Annotated in this window: 19 protein-coding genes; 12 read left to right on the plus strand and 7 right to left on the minus strand. The window is 33.8% G+C overall.

Annotated features, from left to right (window positions below; translation table 11 throughout):
* Position 1: 1 nt before the first annotated feature.
* The 3 genes from ACHMWN_RS12350 (at position 2) to xth (ending at position 1,902) form a co-directional block, all read left to right on the plus strand.
* Positions 2–778, plus strand: coding sequence for a DNA-formamidopyrimidine glycosylase family protein (locus ACHMWN_RS12350; protein ID WP_397301460.1), 777 nt, complete (start codon positions 2–4; stop codon positions 776–778).
* 74 nt (positions 779–852) lie between these two features.
* Entirely contained in the window at positions 853–1,032 is a 180-nt protein-coding gene (locus ACHMWN_RS12355) for a DUF3606 domain-containing protein (protein WP_397301463.1), read from the plus strand.
* A 99-nt stretch (positions 1,033–1,131) separates the two neighbouring features.
* Positions 1,132–1,902, plus strand: coding sequence for an exodeoxyribonuclease III (gene xth, locus ACHMWN_RS12360; RefSeq protein WP_397301466.1), 771 nt, complete (start codon positions 1,132–1,134; stop codon positions 1,900–1,902).
* A 9-nt stretch (positions 1,903–1,911) separates the two neighbouring features.
* Here xth and ACHMWN_RS12365 read toward each other — a convergent pair whose 3' ends face one another.
* The gene (locus ACHMWN_RS12365; protein ID WP_397301468.1) at positions 1,912–2,565 is read right to left on the minus strand and encodes a DUF4142 domain-containing protein; all 654 of its coding nucleotides are present in this window, start codon (positions 2,563–2,565) and stop codon (positions 1,912–1,914) included.
* Positions 2,566–2,594: 29 nt separating this feature from the next.
* Positions 2,595–2,873, minus strand: coding sequence for a hypothetical protein (locus ACHMWN_RS12370; protein ID WP_397301471.1), 279 nt, complete (start codon positions 2,871–2,873; stop codon positions 2,595–2,597).
* A gap of 102 nt (positions 2,874–2,975) precedes the next feature.
* Here ACHMWN_RS12370 and ACHMWN_RS12375 point away from each other — a divergent pair, with 102 nt between their 5' ends.
* Complete coding sequence (locus ACHMWN_RS12375; protein WP_397301474.1) at positions 2,976–3,770, plus strand: inorganic diphosphatase; 795 nt, start codon at positions 2,976–2,978, stop codon at positions 3,768–3,770.
* Here ACHMWN_RS12375 and ACHMWN_RS12380 read toward each other — a convergent pair whose 3' ends face one another.
* Complete coding sequence (locus ACHMWN_RS12380; protein ID WP_397301476.1) at positions 3,771–5,285, minus strand: FAD-dependent oxidoreductase; 1,515 nt, start codon at positions 5,283–5,285, stop codon at positions 3,771–3,773. It abuts the gene before it with no gap.
* 166 nt (positions 5,286–5,451) lie between these two features.
* Between ACHMWN_RS12380 and ACHMWN_RS12385 the strand changes: the two genes are divergently transcribed.
* The 3 genes from ACHMWN_RS12385 to ACHMWN_RS12395 are packed head-to-tail and all read left to right on the plus strand — an operon-like array spanning position 5,452 to position 7,339.
* On the plus strand, positions 5,452–6,609 hold the full coding sequence (locus tag ACHMWN_RS12385; protein ID WP_397301477.1) for a zinc-dependent alcohol dehydrogenase: 1,158 nt from the start codon (positions 5,452–5,454) through the stop codon (positions 6,607–6,609).
* Between the two features lie 5 nt (positions 6,610–6,614).
* Entirely contained in the window at positions 6,615–6,815 is a 201-nt protein-coding gene (locus tag ACHMWN_RS12390; protein WP_397301479.1) for a KTSC domain-containing protein, read from the plus strand.
* Between the two features lie 38 nt (positions 6,816–6,853).
* Positions 6,854–7,339, plus strand: coding sequence for a hypothetical protein (locus ACHMWN_RS12395; protein WP_397301481.1), 486 nt, complete (start codon positions 6,854–6,856; stop codon positions 7,337–7,339).
* A gap of 75 nt (positions 7,340–7,414) precedes the next feature.
* Here the strand turns inward: ACHMWN_RS12395 and ACHMWN_RS12400 are convergent, their stop codons facing one another.
* Positions 7,415–8,206, minus strand: a complete 792-nt coding sequence (locus ACHMWN_RS12400) for a mechanosensitive ion channel family protein (RefSeq protein ID WP_397301483.1) — start codon at positions 8,204–8,206, stop codon at positions 7,415–7,417.
* 121 nt (positions 8,207–8,327) lie between these two features.
* Between ACHMWN_RS12400 and ACHMWN_RS12405 the strand changes: the two genes are divergently transcribed.
* Entirely contained in the window at positions 8,328–8,588 is a 261-nt protein-coding gene (locus ACHMWN_RS12405) for a SemiSWEET family sugar transporter (RefSeq protein WP_397301486.1), read from the plus strand.
* A 72-nt stretch (positions 8,589–8,660) separates the two neighbouring features.
* On the opposite strand, the gene ACHMWN_RS12410 is transcribed toward ACHMWN_RS12405, so the two are convergent.
* The 3 genes from ACHMWN_RS12410 to ACHMWN_RS12420 all read right to left on the minus strand — a co-directional run bounded on the left by ACHMWN_RS12410 (position 8,661) and on the right by ACHMWN_RS12420 (position 10,458).
* On the minus strand, positions 8,661–9,197 hold the full coding sequence (locus ACHMWN_RS12410) for a ferritin-like domain-containing protein (protein ID WP_397301489.1): 537 nt from the start codon (positions 9,195–9,197) through the stop codon (positions 8,661–8,663).
* A 95-nt stretch (positions 9,198–9,292) separates the two neighbouring features.
* Positions 9,293–9,964, minus strand: coding sequence for a DUF6766 family protein (locus ACHMWN_RS12415; RefSeq protein WP_397301492.1), 672 nt, complete (start codon positions 9,962–9,964; stop codon positions 9,293–9,295).
* A 17-nt stretch (positions 9,965–9,981) separates the two neighbouring features.
* The gene (locus ACHMWN_RS12420; RefSeq protein WP_397301494.1) at positions 9,982–10,458 is read right to left on the minus strand and encodes a CinA family protein; all 477 of its coding nucleotides are present in this window, start codon (positions 10,456–10,458) and stop codon (positions 9,982–9,984) included.
* Between the two features lie 320 nt (positions 10,459–10,778).
* Between ACHMWN_RS12420 and ACHMWN_RS12425 the strand changes: the two genes are divergently transcribed.
* From ACHMWN_RS12425 to ACHMWN_RS12440, 4 genes are all read left to right on the plus strand, one after another.
* Positions 10,779–12,740, plus strand: coding sequence for a PAS domain S-box protein (locus ACHMWN_RS12425; RefSeq protein WP_397301497.1), 1,962 nt, complete (start codon positions 10,779–10,781; stop codon positions 12,738–12,740).
* A 50-nt stretch (positions 12,741–12,790) separates the two neighbouring features.
* The gene (locus tag ACHMWN_RS12430; RefSeq protein WP_397301500.1) at positions 12,791–13,162 is read left to right on the plus strand and encodes a response regulator transcription factor; all 372 of its coding nucleotides are present in this window, start codon (positions 12,791–12,793) and stop codon (positions 13,160–13,162) included.
* Between the two features lie 135 nt (positions 13,163–13,297).
* Positions 13,298–14,665 carry a sensor histidine kinase gene (locus ACHMWN_RS12435; protein ID WP_397301502.1) on the plus strand — a complete coding sequence of 456 codons (1,368 nt, stop codon included), beginning with the start codon at positions 13,298–13,300 and terminating at the stop codon, positions 14,663–14,665.
* Between the two features lie 25 nt (positions 14,666–14,690).
* Complete coding sequence (locus tag ACHMWN_RS12440) at positions 14,691–15,731, plus strand: family 43 glycosylhydrolase (protein ID WP_397301505.1); 1,041 nt, start codon at positions 14,691–14,693, stop codon at positions 15,729–15,731.
* Positions 15,732–15,787 lie beyond the last annotated feature (56 nt).

Consider the following 15,787-nt stretch of genomic DNA (forward strand, 5'->3'; position numbering starts at 1 on the left):
TATGGCAGAGTTACCAGATTTAGAAGTGTTTGCTGAGATATTATCTCGCAGGTTTAAGGGTAAAACGTTGAAGTTGCTAGAAGTTAAAGAAGCAAAGAAATTAAAGATTACAATTAAGGAATTTAAATCAACGTTAGAAGGCGAAAAACTCACATCAGTAAGCAGATATGGTAAGACTTTGCATTTTCATTTTGGAGATGATCACGTTCTGCAAATACATCTCATGTTAAGGGGGGAATTGTTGCTTTTAAATAAAGAGAATACATCTCCAAAGTTCGCGATAATGGTGTTTCATTTTTCAGGAGGTGAAGGTTTTGCAGTAGTAGATATATTGAAGCAGGCTACTCCAACTTTAAACCCTAAGCCTGCTGATGCACCAGATGCATTAGAAATGCAACTTGATTATTTTACTACTATATTTTCTAAATCTAAGAAAAAGGTAAAAGAAGTAATGATGGACCAGCATAAAATGAGGGGTATTGGTAATTCTTATGCAGATGAGATTTTGTGGCATGCTAGGATTTCACCATTCTCATTGTCAAACGCTATTCCAGAGAAACACATTAAGAAACTCTTTAATTCTGTAAGTACAGTATTGAAAAAAGCAATAGAAGAGATTAGAAAGGAAAACGGTGATGAGCTTAGGGGTGAACTTCGAGATTTTATGAAAGTTCATGGTGCTGATATTAAAAAATCGCCAACTGGGGTAGTTATAAAATCGGAAAAGATTAATGGGAGAAGTAGTTATTATACTGATGAACAAGAAGTTTTCCTTTAACGAAACAAAAAAAGGCAATGGCTGTTTTTTAAGTAGTGAATTAAACTCAATCGTCTATCTAAAAAATAAATATTATGGCAAAGCAAGGACCTTCTGATCGTAAAAAAGTAAATTCATCGCAAGATTATGAACTTTCTCATGTGGCAACAAAAATGGGTGTAAGTATACAACAAGTTGTTGGTGCAAAACGTGCAACTGGCTCTAACGATCGCAAAGTAATTGAAAAATACATCGCTGATAAGGGAAAGAAATAACCGCTACGAAAATCATTTGCTAATAAGCTAGCAAATCTATTAAGTTGGACTTTCTGTTGGAAAGTCCATTTTTGTTTGACACTTTCTTATCATAATCTATTGAAAATAGCAACTTATAACGTGAATGGCATTAACGGCAGATTGGCCGTTTTGCTCCGCTGGCTAAAAGAGGCAAAGCCAGATATTGTGTGTTTGCAGGAATTGAAATGTCCAGATAAACTATTTCCTCAGGATGCTCTCTTAAAAGCTGGATATCATTCCATTTGGCATGGACAAAAAAGTTGGAATGGGGTAGCAATACTTGCGAAAGAAGAAATCAAAGAAACAAGACGAAATCTCGATGGAGATCCAGCTGATGTACACAGCCGCTACATTGAAGGTTTTGTTTATGGAATGGTAATTGGTTGCTTATATCTTCCAAACGGTAATCCAGCTCCAGGCCCAAAGTTTGATTATAAGCTGTCTTGGTTTAAACGCTTACACCAACATGCCAAAAAATTGTTGTCTTTTAACCTTCCAGTATTGCTAATTGGAGATTATAACGTAATTCCAACCGAGCTTGATACGTATAAACCTGAGAAATATATAACCAATGCACTTTTCTTTCCAGAATCTAGATTAGCCTATCAAAAAATGCTCAAACTAGGTTGGACTGATGCAATTCGGTATTTACATCCTAATGAACGCATTTATACCTTTTATGATTATTTAAGGAATGCGTATGGTCGCGATGCAGGGCTTCGTTTAGATCATTTTTTATTGAATGATGTTATTTTACCAAGGTTAGTTTCTGCAAAAGTAGATAAAGAAGTTCGTGGATGGGAAAAATCTAGTGATCATTGCCCTGTATGGATTGAACTTACTGCATAATATTTAGGATCATTGATTTTTTGCAGCATTATTTTTTCTTTTATTGCTGATTTTTAACGGGTCATCTCCTTGGTTAGCTTTTTCTTTTAAAATGTCTTCACGGATTTTTACCGTCATATCATAATGATGTCTTAAAATTGGTAATGTTTTGGTAGCAAAAGCAGAAATAGATTCTATTGGCATACCAGAAGCTACTGTAAAGAGATTAATAGCCTCATTATGTTCGGTTACCATCAGATTAATATAGAACTCATTCTTTGCTTCATCATTTAAGCTTTCTAAGTCTTTTAAAATTTTTAGTTTAGCTTTAGGTAAAGTAGTAGGAAGTACAAAATTCTCTCTTTTAGCAATAGCTTTCAATTCCTCATTCGCTTTCATATGATCATCTTTAATCATTTTAGCGTGAGCTAGTACTGCTGGATTATTTTTAGTTTCTGCCAATATTCTCGAACTTGCTTCCACTTCCATCATTCCTCCAATAGCAGCATTTGTAAAAAATGTAGTTTTATCTTCTTGCTTCATTTTTTTATCGCTCTTTTTGATAATATTAGTATCATTTGAAGTAACTGGTTCAGCGCTGGCTTCATCCTGTTTTTGTTCAGCATTTCTACAAGCAAATGAGAATGAAATAATGGTTAATAAAAATAAAATTCTAGTTTTCATGGTATGATATTCAAGTTATAATTACTTTATTAATAAATGAAGTTTTCAATTTCAGCAGCAATTTGATTGATCTTAGGTAAATTCAATTCAAATTTTAATTGTTCATGGCCTCCGTTTTTATATTCAAATAAGGGCAATGCACCTGGTTCTATTTCATCTTCCTCAAGTAATTCCCATTCCCCTTCAGTTTCTTTTATTGCTCCAATAATTGCACCAAAGTAAATGAGTTTAAAATAGTCTTTTTCAGGTAACACTGTAAGTGTTATTTCTTCGCCGTTATGTTGAATATGTATATTGAATGGTTCCATGAATTAACAACGAATAGCATTAAAAATTGTTTAGGTTTTTTATGTGTTAATCTAAAATTTCATAACTAAAACATTGTTTAATAAATAGTGTTTGTGAAAAGTATGGAGCCAGTAACAGTTATTATTGAAACACCCAAAGGAAAGAAATACAAATGTGATATTGAACAAGGGTATATAAAGCTTAAAAAGATATTGCCTGCTGGTTTAATTTTTCCTTATGATTTTGGTTTTATTCCTGGTACTATTGGTGGAGATGGTGATCCTTTAGATGTAATGGTTATTTCAGAAATAGAAACCTTTTCTGGGTGTGCAATAGATTGTAGAATAATTGGTGGCTTAAAGGCTGTGCAAACAGAAAGAGATGGTAAGAGAACACGTAATGATCGTTTATTTGCTATTCCAAAAATCTCCGAACAATATGTGGCAATTGATGAATTAAAAGACTTTCCACAGCAACTGTTAGATGAAGTTGAGCAATTTTTTATCAACTATAACAAACAAGCAGGTAAAGTTTTTGAACCAATTGGTCGACTTTCTGCTAGCAAAGCTTTAAAATTGATTAATAAGTCAAAACTAAATCAAGAACCCTCAAAACGTATTGAACTTTTTATACCAGTTTATAGCAAAAAAGGAAAATCATTTCCAAAAAAATATTATAGCAGTCTGCATCAAAAATTAACTGATAAATTTGGTGGATTAACTATGTATTCAAGAGTTCCAGTTACTGGTTTTTGGAAAGAGAATTCATCGGCTACTCTTAAAGAAGATATAATTGTTTATGAAGTATTAGCCTCAGAAATTGATGAGAAGTTTTGGGATAAATTAAAAAAGTGGGCATTAAAAACCTTTAATCAAGATGAAATCATGATTCATGTTTCCTCTATAAGCACTATTTAGTTATTTCTTCCTCTCCAGATTTTTTCTAGGAGGACCACACAAAACATTTCCTTCTAGGTCAAATCTTCCCCCATGGCAGGGACAATCCCAGCTTTTTTCTACAGCATTAAAATTTACAATACATCCTGCATGAGTACAAACAGGATTTAAAATAGTCACTTTTCCATTTTTATGTTTATACAGCGCTAACTTTTCGCCATTATAATCAGCAACTGTGCCGCTTTCACTTTCCATTTCTTTTAACGTAGAAATAGATTCAGTATTAAATCTATCTGCTACAAAATGCCAAGCTACATTTGCGTTTTCTTGAACAAGTTCTGTAAACCCGGCAATTGGTTTAATTCTAGCAGCAGAAAATAGTTCTTTAAATTCATTTTTCTTACCTAAAATTTCATCACTAATGAGTATCCCAGATAACGTGCCAAACATCATTCCATTGCCGTTAAAACCTGTAGCAACGTATATGTTTTCTTCTCCTGGCATTTTACCAATGTAAGGTAATCCATCTGCTGGAACATAGTATTGAGAAGACCATCTATAAGAGATTTCTTTCACATCAAAATACTGTTTAACATAGCTTTCCAATTCTTTAAAAGCACTATCTGCATCGCCTTGACCAGTTTTATGATCCTCACCACCTACTAAAAGATATTTTTGTCCTTCAATTTCATGTGTTCTAAAATAGTGGTACGGTTCCATCATATCGTAAGCCAATTCATTAGGATAGTTTTCATCTGTTAAAGTTAGTCCAATAACATAACTACGGTATGGAGCACATTTAAAGCTAAATGAATTTACTCCTGGAACTGCATGTGTTGCATATACTAAATGTTGTGCTTTAAAAATCATATGATCTGCAACTGCATATACAAATTCTCCTTTCTTTTCAACCTCATTAATAAAAGTACGTTCAACTATTACACCACCATTTTTTTCAAACGCTTCTGCTAGTTTTTGAATATACTTTATTGGATGGAATTGGCCTTGTTTTTTAAACAATATAGCCGACGTGAAAGGGATTGGGAGACTAATTTTATCTGCTTGCTCAACTTCAATGCCAGCTCTTTTAGATGCTTCCAAAATCTCTTTTACTTCTTTACTTTGTTTTTCATCTTGAGCAAATAAATAGGCATTTTTTTCTGCTAAATCACATTCAATTTTTAAATCCTTTGCTAACTTTTTTATTAACGAAAAAGCTTCTTTTCCTGCTTTGGCTACCAGCTTTGAATTTTCTTTACCAAAATCAGATTCTATTTCTGGATAAGTAGCATCAAAAAAAGTATTTAAATGCGCACTCGTACCCCCTGTAGTTCCAAAACCAATGTTGCCACGCTCTAGTATTAAGCATTTTTTTCCTTGTTGTTGTAGCAATAATGCAGTTGTTAAACCGGTTATTCCACCTCCAATAATGAGTACATCAAATAGCTGATGTTTTTCATGATTAGCTGAATTTATTTTTTTTACCTGCTTATCTGCTTGCCATGGGCTAACTGTAATACTATCTCTTGAAATCATAATTGCAACGATTAAGTTTTTTAAAATGATAACAATCTTTACATAAATAGGTTCTCAAAATGTGTGATAAGCTGTTTTGGATAATTTATTTTTTTCAAAACCATTTTTTCAAAACCATTTTTTTTTTACAAGGTTAATTTAACAGGATGACATTAAATAATAAATTATGAAAGCAGCTGTATTCCATAAACCAGGCGATATCCGTTATGATAGCGTTGATGATCCCAGAATTGAAGATTCTAGGGATGTAATTTTAAAGGTAACTTCCACCGCTATATGTGGATCTGATCTTCATATTTTGAGTGGAGCCGTGCCACAGGCCAATAATATGGTTATGGGGCATGAGTTTATGGGGATCGTGGAAGAAGTAGGTTCTGCTATTACAAATTTAAAAAGAGGTGATCGAGTAGTGGTCCCGTTTCCAATTGCTTGTGGACATTGTTTTTTCTGTACTCATGAAGCTTCACCAGCTTGTGAAAATTCAAACTATAAACATTACGGTCCAAATGGAGATATGATGGGGCAGAAGGGAGGAGCGTTATTTGGTTATACTGATTTGTATGGTGGATATTCAGGTGGACAAGCAGAATATGTACGAGTACCATACGCAGATATTAGTCCAAGAATTGTTCCTGATGATATGAGCGATGAGCAAGTTTTATTTCTAACCGATATTTTCCCCACTGGATGGAGTGCGATAGATTGGGCTCAATTAAAAGGTGGAGAAGTTGTAGCCATATTTGGCTCTGGTCCAGTTGGGTTAATGGCACAAAAAGCAGCTTGGTTAAATGGTGCAAGTAGAGTAATTGCTATTGATCCTCTTGATTACAGACTAGAAAAAGCTAAAACAGTAAATAAAGTAGAAACATTAAATCCCCACAAAGTAAACGTAGTTGATGCAATTAGAGAAATGACGAATGGTAGAGGGGCTGATGTATGTGTTGATGCAGTTGGATTTGAACCAGAACGTAGTTTTGTAGATAAGTTTAAAGCAACCATCAATTTTGAAAAAGGTTCTATTAAGGTTTTAGAGATGTGCTTTGAGGCTGTTCGTAGAATGGGAACCGTTTCTATAATGGGCGTTTATGGGTCAACCTATGATAATTTTCCACTACATAGGGTTTTTGATAAAGGTATAACCATTAAACAAGGACAAGCGCCAGTACTCAATTACATTGATCATTTAATCGATTTGGTAAGTACTAAGAAAGTTGTTTTGGATGATATTATCACACATACTGTTCCTTTATCAAAAGTGAGTGAAGCATATGCCATGTTTGATGATAAAACAGATAATTGTGTAAAAGTTGTACTTAAACCATAAATTAAATGCCTTCATCAGTTGTTGAACATATTAGATACGATGCTGACAAGAAAGACTTATTTGTAGTTTTTGTATCTGGCGATGTATATCGTTATAAGGATGTACCTGAAAAGATTTATAAAAACTTTAAAGCCTCAATTTCAAAAGGAACTTTTTTAAATAGAACCATCAAAAAGAAGTTTGAAATGGAAAAAGTTGAGGACTAACATATAAAAAAGAATTACTAACATAAAAATCAAATATCATGGAAAATCAAAATCAAAACAGTGAAGATTTAAATAATCAATCACAAACAGAAAATCAATGGAGTCAAAAAAATGAAAGCCAAAATCAAGAAGAAAATTCTGGAGAAAATTCAACACAAGGAGAATTTAATAATCAGAATAGTGGTTCACAAGGTGGCTCAGGTCAAACGCAAAATAATGATTTAGGCAATTCAACTTCACAACAAAATCAAGGCTCAAGTGCAAGTGATAGTGGGTGGAGTCAAGACAGAAATAGCAGTCAGTCAGGAATGAATAGCATGGATCAACAACAACAAGGTTCTGATGCCGATTATGCTTCAAGTGCGCCAGGCACTCAAAATACTGCCTCAGGACAACAAACGCAAAATTCTGGACAACAGAATGGAGAAGATCCTAATGATAATGCAGATTTAGAAAATCGTAATGATCAAAGTGGAGAAAGTAGTTTAGATAGAGATGAGCGCAGTGGAGGATCAGCACTATAAAATGAAAATCAATAGTGTGTAGGGCAATTGAATTTTTTTAATTGCCCTATTTTTTTAACGGTTACAAACAAAATTCTACATCCCTGGCAATTTTAATCCAGCATCTTTAATATCAGCAATTAATTTCTCTTGAAAAGCGAATTTAGTATCCATAAATCCATGAGATTTTACCCACACACTAATACTAACTTTATACCCATCCGTCTCTATTGATGAAATGCCTATTCTTCTTTCAGGTTTTTTCAGCATATCCTTATTCTCATCTATTACTTTATTAATTAATTGCTTTACAGTGCCAAAATCGATTGAATTCATAAACTTAAGCTCTATATCTAATCGTCTACTTCCAATCCGACTTATGTTTACAATTACTTCATTAGAAAGCTTGCTATTCGGATAAATTACAGTTCTGTTATCAAATGTAGTGACTATGGTATAAAAAATCTGAATAGAGGTAACTGTTCCTTCTATTCCAGAAGCGATAATATTATCGCCAACAGCAAAAGGTTTAAGTAAAAGTATAATTACACCGCTAGCAAAATTTTGTAACGTACCTGATAATGCTAAACCTAAAGCAACACCCATTGCGCCAATTAGAGCAGCAAATACAGTCATTTGGATGCCAATAATTTGCATTACGCCTAGCACAAGCAAAACACGCAAAACAACGATAACTAAATTAAGCAAGAAAGGCTTTAAGGAAGGATCAATTTCTTTCTGATGCATTCTAGATGTTAACCATCGAGAAAGTATTTTTATTAACCAAAGCCCAATAAATAAAACTAAAATGCCAAATATAAAACTTGGACCCTTTTGAATTATCCAAGTGTAAAGCTTATCACTAAACTTATGTATGTTAAAGTCCATGTTAAAGGAACAAAAAGCAAATTAAATTGTTTAAAAGATGGGCTATAAATCATAATAATATCCACATTGATTAGTGAGACACAACAAATAAATAGGTGAGAAAAAGGTTAAATTAAGAAACATGGATGTAAAAACAATTATTGGATTTAGTGCTGGAATACTGACCGCTATATCCTCTATTCCTCAAATTGTGAAGATATTTAAAGAGAAAAAAGCACAAGCAGTTTCACCGTTAATGTTCTTTGTATTATTAGCAGGGAATCTATTGTGGTGTTGGTATGGGATAGTGTTAAACGAATTACCAATTACCCTAACTAATGCGTTTTCTGCAGTATGCGATATATTGATGATCGTATTAAATTATAGATATTCCAAAAAGTAATAAGAGTACTATTACCATTACACAAAAAAAGTCACGAAATTCCGTGACTTTTCTTATTGTGTAGTTGATTTCTTATTCAGCTGCTGCCTGCTCGTTCACAAATCCTTCTGCAATTGTTGTTAAAGCAACATCTGTAGCTTTTTCGTTTTCTAACGTTTGTGATAATAAATCTACCACATCTGTATGTCCCATGTTTTCTGCAAATACGCGAAGCGTTCCGTAGGTTGCAATTTCATAGTGTTCTACCTTCTGTGCAGCAAGAATTAAACCCGCATCACGAATCATCGTGCCCGAATCCGTGTCTTCTATAATTCCGTTAGCCTCTTCAAGAAGACCTGCCATCGCATCACATTTCTTAGCAGTTGCTTTTTCTCCCAAAAGCTCAAATACTTGTTCTAACGTGCTAATGTGTTGTTCTGTTTCAGCAGTATGTTTTTCAAAAGCTGCTGCTAGATCTGGACTAGTTGACGCTTTTTTCATTTTAGGAAGAGCTTTTGCTAAATGTTTCTCTGCCCAATAAATATCTTTTAATTCGTCAACAAAGAATTCATGAAATTCTGAATCTTCCATTTTTCCGGTCTTTCCGGTCGGTTTTTTTGTAGTTGCCATATTTGTTCTTTTTTAGGTATGTATTTTTGTTATTGTACTTTATTAACAGGGTCTATAAAAAAAGGTTTTACAAATTTTTATTCTTTTTTTATTTGTTATTTGCCTGTTTCCATATGTGGTGCATCTACTGGTTTTGACTCTGGAGAACCTTTTTGACGTAGATAAATAGTTAAAAATACAATTGCGGCTACGGAAAGAAATTCGCTTTGCCAATTCTGAAAGGTTTCGAACCAAAATTCACTTTGTCCTAAGTAGCTATAAATTGTATCTAGTGGTAAATGCTTTGCAGCTTGTTCTGCATTATGAGATTTTAAGCTACCATATAAATGCATTGCCCAGCTAAAAAGGAAAAGAATAGCAAAGCAGATTGAAAGAGACATGCTATACAATTTAAGTATCCAACCACCCTTTTTTACTGGCCAAGGAGCACCTTTAGTTACCTTTGGTTCTAGATCTACATCTTCAGGTTCATCTATTTTTTTAGATTCGGCCGATCCTTTTTGTCGAAGGCCAATAGTTAGCACAACATAAAGTGACATTTGAAGGAATTCCGATTCAAAATTCTCAAAAGTAGCTGAGATAAAATGACCGCTAAAAAGATAGGTTGAGAAAGACAATTGGTTTGCACCGAGATCTCTCATTTCATCATTATTCTCATGCCAACCTGTAATAGCTTGAGCGCCCAGCGTAATTAAAAATAATGTAGTAAATACAATGGTCAATGAGTTTCTATAAAAGAACGAGTGACTTGTTTTTTGTTTTTTCATGATTAACGTTTAAACGATTAATTCAGATTTTTTAACAACAGTTGAGCAACACGCTCAACAGTATCATTAATAATTGCTTCAGAGTTGCCTGAGAACACATGTCGATCTGTAAAAAAAGATTCCCCATTTTTTATGGCATGAATAAACATTGTTCCGACAGGTTTTTCAAAAGTTTCGCTGCCACCTGGTGCTGGAAGACCCGTAACTCCAATATGTATATCTGCATCAATAAGATGGGTTAAACCCAATGCAATAGCTTCGGTTACTTGAGCAGATTCTGGGGTATATTTTTCAATGATTTCACTATCTACACCCAAAATATCTGTTTTAAGTGAGGCATCGTAACACACTAATCCTCCTTTTAGGTATTTACCCGCATCAGCTGGCATAGAAAATTCGGCACACAAACGACCAGCAGTTGCGCTTTCTGCAAAAGCAATAGTAAGTCGTTTTTCAATTAAAAGTTTGGCTACTTCTTTAATGTTTTCCTTCATTTATATCCAAATTTTTAAATATTCAAACTGTTTACCAACTTAAGTAAGGTACTTTTGTCAAGTATAACCTTATTATTATTGCTATTTTTTCAGTTTAACAAACTATATGTTAATTAGTTTTGTTTACATGGTATAATAGAGACTTTATTTATTACCATTTAAGATAGTTGATAAAGAACAAGTCGATTAATACAAACGAATAATGATTACTTGTATGCTTTACAACGATGCCAAGTAAATTTTTGAATTATTTTTTACATTTGATCACAAGGTCACTCTTTTTGTTAGTACGTTAACAGATATAACTCAAGTAAAAAAATATGATTTTTGAACAGCTTGTTAAAGAGTCGCCTCTTGCCATGTATACTTGTGATGCAAGTGGACGCGTTACTTTTTTTAATAAAGCGGCAGCAATTCTTTGGGGAAGAGAACCCGAACTTTTAAAAGAATATTGGTGTGGATCTTGGAAGATTTATTATCCAGATGGTAGGCCAATGGATTTGGATAGTTGCCCTATGGCACTTACACTGAAACAAGGTAAACCACATGCTGGAGAAGAGATCGTTATTCAACAGTCAGATGGTGCATTCCGTTCACTATTAGTTTATCCATCACCTGTTTTTGATGAAAATAACGTACTATTAGGTGCATACAACACATTAGTAGATATAACTGATAAAAAATCAAGCGATGAGAAGCATGAAATCTTATCTGCTATTGTAGAATCTTCTGATGATGCAATACTAAGTAAAGGATTAGATGGAGTGATTAGGAGCTGGAATGTTGGAGCGCAAAAAATATTTGGATATACTGAAGAGGAAATGATTGGCAAACACATTAGTGTAATCATTCCTCCTCGCTTAATTAGCGAAGAAGAAGTCATCATCTCTAATATAAAAGCAGGCAATAAGATTGATCATTTTCATACAGTTAGGGTACACAAAGATGGGCATGAGATTGAGATTTCTCTAACAGTATCCCCAATTAAAGATGCTTTCGGAAATATTATGGGTGCTTCTAAAGTGGCAAGAGATATTTCTGAATTAAAAAGAGCTGAACGACAAGCTTACCAATTTGCAAAAAGACAAACCCTATTAAATTCTATAGGTACGGCTATTTCAGAAAAGTTAGATGTGAAAGAAATTTTGCAAAGAGTAACCGATGCAACTACGGAGATTACTGGTGCTGCATTTGGAGCTTTCTTTTACAATACTTACGATGAAAGTGGTGAGTCTTTTATGCTTTTTACACTTTCTGGTGCTCCAAGAGAAGCTTTCGAAAAGTTTGGTATGCCTCGTAATACTGCTATTTTTCATCCTACTTTTTCAGGAGAAAGTATTGTTCGACTAGACGATGTAAGAGAAGATCCTAGATATGGTAAGAATTCCCCACATTATGGGATGCCAGCTGGCCACCTTGCAGTAGTAAGCTATCTTGCCGTTCCAGTTATCTCCACGTCTGGTGACGTGATTGGTGGTTTGTTTTTTGGTCACCCAGAGGTAGGTGTTTTCAAAGCAGAGCATGAAGAGATATTAGCGAGTGTAGCTTCTCAGGCTGCGGTTGCATTAGATAATTCCAAATTATTCGAAGAAGTCAAAGCATTGTCTGAGAAAAAAGATGAGTTTATTGCTCTCGCTAGTCATGAACTTAAAACTCCACTTACATCTTTAAAGGGTTATCTGCAGATGCTACAAAAAGAAAAAGGAAGTAAAATGGCCGAGTTTTTTGTAGACAAATCGCTAAAGCAATTGGAAAGACTTGGCGCTTTAATAGGAGATTTGCTAGATGTTTCTAAAGTTGAGGCTGGACAACTTCAATTCAATTTCGAGTTTTTCGATCTTCATAAAATAGTAAAGGATATTATAGAAACTTTCCACTATAACAGCACTTCACACCTAATTTCCTTTTCAGGATTTCAAGAAAAGCTAATGGTTTGGGGGGATCAACAACGAATAGAACAAGTAATTATCAATTTGTTGAACAATGCTATTAAGTATTCACCACAAGCAAACGAGGTATTTGTTGTGCTTGAAAAGAAAGAAGATCAAGCAGTAATAAAAGTACAGGATAAAGGAATTGGACTAAGTAAACAGCAACAAAAAGGGATCTTTAAACGGTTTTTTAGAGCCGAAGGAGTTGCGCATATCGCTGGACTAGGATTAGGTCTTTATATTAGCAAAGAAATTATAGATAGGCATGAAGGGTCTTTTAGTGTGAAAAGTGAGATAGGAGTGGGATCTGAATTTGGTTTCAGCATTCCTATAAAAAATGTTGAGGGTTAAAACAATTTGCACAAAATTTGTGTTCTTGCTTCGAACCAAACAGCGCCAAAATGGAGAAAAAGATGATCTACTTAGTAGAAGACGACCAAGATATTAGTGAAATGATTGTTATACTACTTACGGAATTCAACTTAGATGTAAAAAGCAGCTCTACACTCTCCGAATTTCGCAGAATGATTTCAACAGAAGTACCAGATCTAATCTTAATGGATATCATGCTTCCCGATGGAAATGGCATCGATGAATGTAGAGAGTTAAAAGAGGGAAATGATTTTAAAAATATCCCCTTACTTTTGATGTCAGCTCATGCCCAAAGCAAGATAGTTGTACAAGAATGTCCTGCAGATGGTTTTATCCCAAAACCTTTTGATATCTACGATTTTATGACTCAAGTTAACGCCAAACTTTCTAAGGCATCGTAAGTTTAATTAAGCTATAGTATTGCTTTTAAAGGATTAATACCTAAAATATTCATTTAATCATTTATGATATTTTAGGTAATATTGCATACCTATATGTATAATCGTATAGTAGGCAAATCATCCTTTCTAAACTACATGTCGAAATTAAGTAATTTCAATTTTATATATCCTAAATCTAAAAATAGAGAAGTAACTTTTTGGACGAATCTTATTGGCAATCCTATTCAATTTTCTTTACAAAGTAGAATATTTCATTCTATTAGTATAGTTCTTATCGCTATCTCCCTCATTTATTCTCCGTACAATTTGTTTGCAGGCTTATACATAGGATCAATCTCTGCCTTCTTAATTGGATTATTTTTTCTTCATCAATATTATTATTCTAGGTTTTACAACAAACCTCATAATAATACTCTTTTCGGATTAATAGGATTGTTGGTATTCGGATTAAATTATTTTACCAATTCAGGTATTGATGGTTCTACAGATTTAATTTGGCCAGCATATTTATTAGTTATATTGGCCATTTCACCCTATAAACAGCACTTAAGGTGGCTAATTATTTATGTGCTGTTTTTTTTAGCATTACATACTGTTGAATATTATTATCCCTATTTAATTAACCATCCATTTACCGCTGGCAAAGGTCAATTTATGGATAGAATTACGGTATTTCCACTGCCTGTAGTCGTTGTTTACGTTATAATCAGATTTATAAGGCGCAGTTACGATGTGGAGCGTAAAGCCGCAGAAGAAAAAACAATAGCTGTTGAAATTAGCAATCAGCAAATTCTACAACAGAAAAGTGAATTAGAGCAACGAAATATAGAGAAGGATAAATTAATGTCTATCATATCCCATGATGTGAGGACCCCTCTAATGAATATTCAAAGCTATTTCACTTTGTTAAATGAAAATATGTTAGGTGCTGAAGAGCGGATTGTTCTAGAGAAATCTCTAGAGAGCACAACCAATCATACCATTACTATGCTCTCTAATTTATTGAGTTGGTCTAAATCGCAATTAGAAGGTCCTTTTATTCAACTTGTAGTAGTAAATGTTTATGAAGTGCTATCCAATACCATACAAATGGAAAAAGTTCAGGCATTAAAAAAAGATATTGCCATAATTGATACAATTCCTAAACATCTAATGATAATGGCAGATGTAGATATGTTGCAACTGGTAGTGCGCAATCTCATTAGCAATGCAGTAAAATTTACACCAACTGGTGGATTAATAAACATTAATGCTGAAGTAGTTTCTAATGAATGTAAAATCACAGTCAGTGATAATGGAAAAGGTATTGATCTAATTGACCAAGAAACTATTTTTTCAATTAAAGCGGCACCAACTTATGGAACAAATAATGAAAAAGGAGTAGGCTTGGGTTTGGTTTTGTGTAAGGAATTTATAGAACGTTTAGGGGGCAGAATCGAATTTAAAAGTAAGCTAGGAGAAGGCTCTCAATTCTTTATATTCTTACCATTAACTAAAATATAACCACATATTTAATTCCTTAATATTAATGAAGAAACAAGTTAAAAGTGTACTATTATTTGTCTTGTACATGGTAAGCTGTTATCCTGCTGCTGCACAAAACAAGGCAAATACAATAAGGCCTACCGAAGTATGGCCTGATAAGCAAGGAAATCATATCCAAGCACATGGTGGAGGAATCATTAAAGTAAAAAATCAGTATTACTGGTATGGCGAACAGCGTAGAAAAGGTTTAGATACCAATTATAGATACGTAAGTTGTTATGCCTCTAAAGATTTAGTTAATTGGGTGTTTAAGGGTGATGCACTAAAAGCCACTAAACCTGATAGTGCCTTAGGTAGTTGGCTAATAGAACGACCTAAAGTATTCTACAACACCAAAACAAAAAAATATGTAATGTACATGCATGTAGATGGGCAGGTGCGTACGCTTGAAAATGGAGTGCTTAAAATGAGTAAAAGCGCATATGTATATGCAAGAGTAGGCGTTGCAGTTAGTAATTCGGCAACTGGACCTTTCAAAATTATTAAAACGTTTCGTCCACTTGGCCATGAAAGCCGTGATATAGGTCAGTTTATTGACGATGATGGCAGTGCTTATTTAGTATTTGAAGACAGGCCATATGGCTTTAGGATTGCTAAATTATCAGCTGATTATCTTGAGGTAGAAAAAGAAATGAGCCTTATTCCAAAGCATATGGAAGGTGGGGCCATTGTACATTATAACGGTTTATATTACGCCATTGGATCAGCATTAACAGGTTGGGATCCAAATCCTAATAAATATGCAACTGCAAAAAGTTTGTCAGGTCCATGGTCAGATTTTAAAGATATTGCACCACCAGAAACAAAAACATATGGTTCACAATCTACAATGATGATTAAAGTAATAGGCTCTAAAGCTACAACTGTTATATTTATGGGTGATATATGGAAACCGAAGACACAATGGGATTCACGTTATTTATGGATGCCTTTAGAAATTGGTGATGGAAAATTAACATTGCCAAAACCACAGCCATGGACACTTAATATTAAAACTGGTGAAGCAAAGTTGATTAATCCTTAAGGCAAAAGATAATTAAATCAGTATAATTGTACAATTGCAGAAAATGTTTTAACTTA

This window comes from Pedobacter sp. UC225_61 (assembly GCF_044452285.1).
GTDB lineage: Bacteria > Bacteroidota > Bacteroidia > Sphingobacteriales > Sphingobacteriaceae > Pedobacter.

Excerpts from the sequence above, each read along its gene's own strand:
- ACHMWN_RS12425 (WP_397301497.1), top strand. The coding sequence starts at position 10,779 with ATGATTTTTGAACAGCTTGTTAAAGAGTCGCCTCTTGCCATGTATACT.
- ACHMWN_RS12430 (WP_397301500.1), top strand. The coding sequence starts at position 12,791 with ATGGAGAAAAAGATGATCTACTTAGTAGAAGACGACCAAGATATTAGT.
- ACHMWN_RS12385 (WP_397301477.1), top strand. The coding sequence starts at position 5,452 with ATGAAAGCAGCTGTATTCCATAAACCAGGCGATATCCGTTATGATAGC.
- ACHMWN_RS12410 (WP_397301489.1), bottom strand. The coding sequence starts at position 9,197 with ATGGCAACTACAAAAAAACCGACCGGAAAGACCGGAAAAATGGAAGAT.
- ACHMWN_RS12375 (WP_397301474.1), top strand. The coding sequence starts at position 2,976 with ATGGAGCCAGTAACAGTTATTATTGAAACACCCAAAGGAAAGAAATAC.
- ACHMWN_RS12400 (WP_397301483.1), bottom strand. The coding sequence starts at position 8,206 with ATGGACTTTAACATACATAAGTTTAGTGATAAGCTTTACACTTGGATA.
- ACHMWN_RS12390 (WP_397301479.1), top strand. The coding sequence starts at position 6,615 with ATGCCTTCATCAGTTGTTGAACATATTAGATACGATGCTGACAAGAAA.
- ACHMWN_RS12350 (WP_397301460.1), top strand. The coding sequence starts at position 2 with ATGGCAGAGTTACCAGATTTAGAAGTGTTTGCTGAGATATTATCTCGC.
- ACHMWN_RS12415 (WP_397301492.1), bottom strand. The coding sequence starts at position 9,964 with ATGAAAAAACAAAAAACAAGTCACTCGTTCTTTTATAGAAACTCATTG.
- ACHMWN_RS12365 (WP_397301468.1), bottom strand. The coding sequence starts at position 2,565 with ATGAAAACTAGAATTTTATTTTTATTAACCATTATTTCATTCTCATTT.
- ACHMWN_RS12370 (WP_397301471.1), bottom strand. The coding sequence starts at position 2,873 with ATGGAACCATTCAATATACATATTCAACATAACGGCGAAGAAATAACA.
- ACHMWN_RS12395 (WP_397301481.1), top strand. The coding sequence starts at position 6,854 with ATGGAAAATCAAAATCAAAACAGTGAAGATTTAAATAATCAATCACAA.
- ACHMWN_RS12355 (WP_397301463.1), top strand. The coding sequence starts at position 853 with ATGGCAAAGCAAGGACCTTCTGATCGTAAAAAAGTAAATTCATCGCAA.
- ACHMWN_RS12420 (WP_397301494.1), bottom strand. The coding sequence starts at position 10,458 with ATGAAGGAAAACATTAAAGAAGTAGCCAAACTTTTAATTGAAAAACGA.
- ACHMWN_RS12440 (WP_397301505.1), top strand. The coding sequence starts at position 14,691 with ATGAAGAAACAAGTTAAAAGTGTACTATTATTTGTCTTGTACATGGTA.
- ACHMWN_RS12435 (WP_397301502.1), top strand. The coding sequence starts at position 13,298 with ATGTCGAAATTAAGTAATTTCAATTTTATATATCCTAAATCTAAAAAT.
- ACHMWN_RS12380 (WP_397301476.1), bottom strand. The coding sequence starts at position 5,285 with ATGATTTCAAGAGATAGTATTACAGTTAGCCCATGGCAAGCAGATAAG.
- ACHMWN_RS12405 (WP_397301486.1), top strand. The coding sequence starts at position 8,328 with ATGGATGTAAAAACAATTATTGGATTTAGTGCTGGAATACTGACCGCT.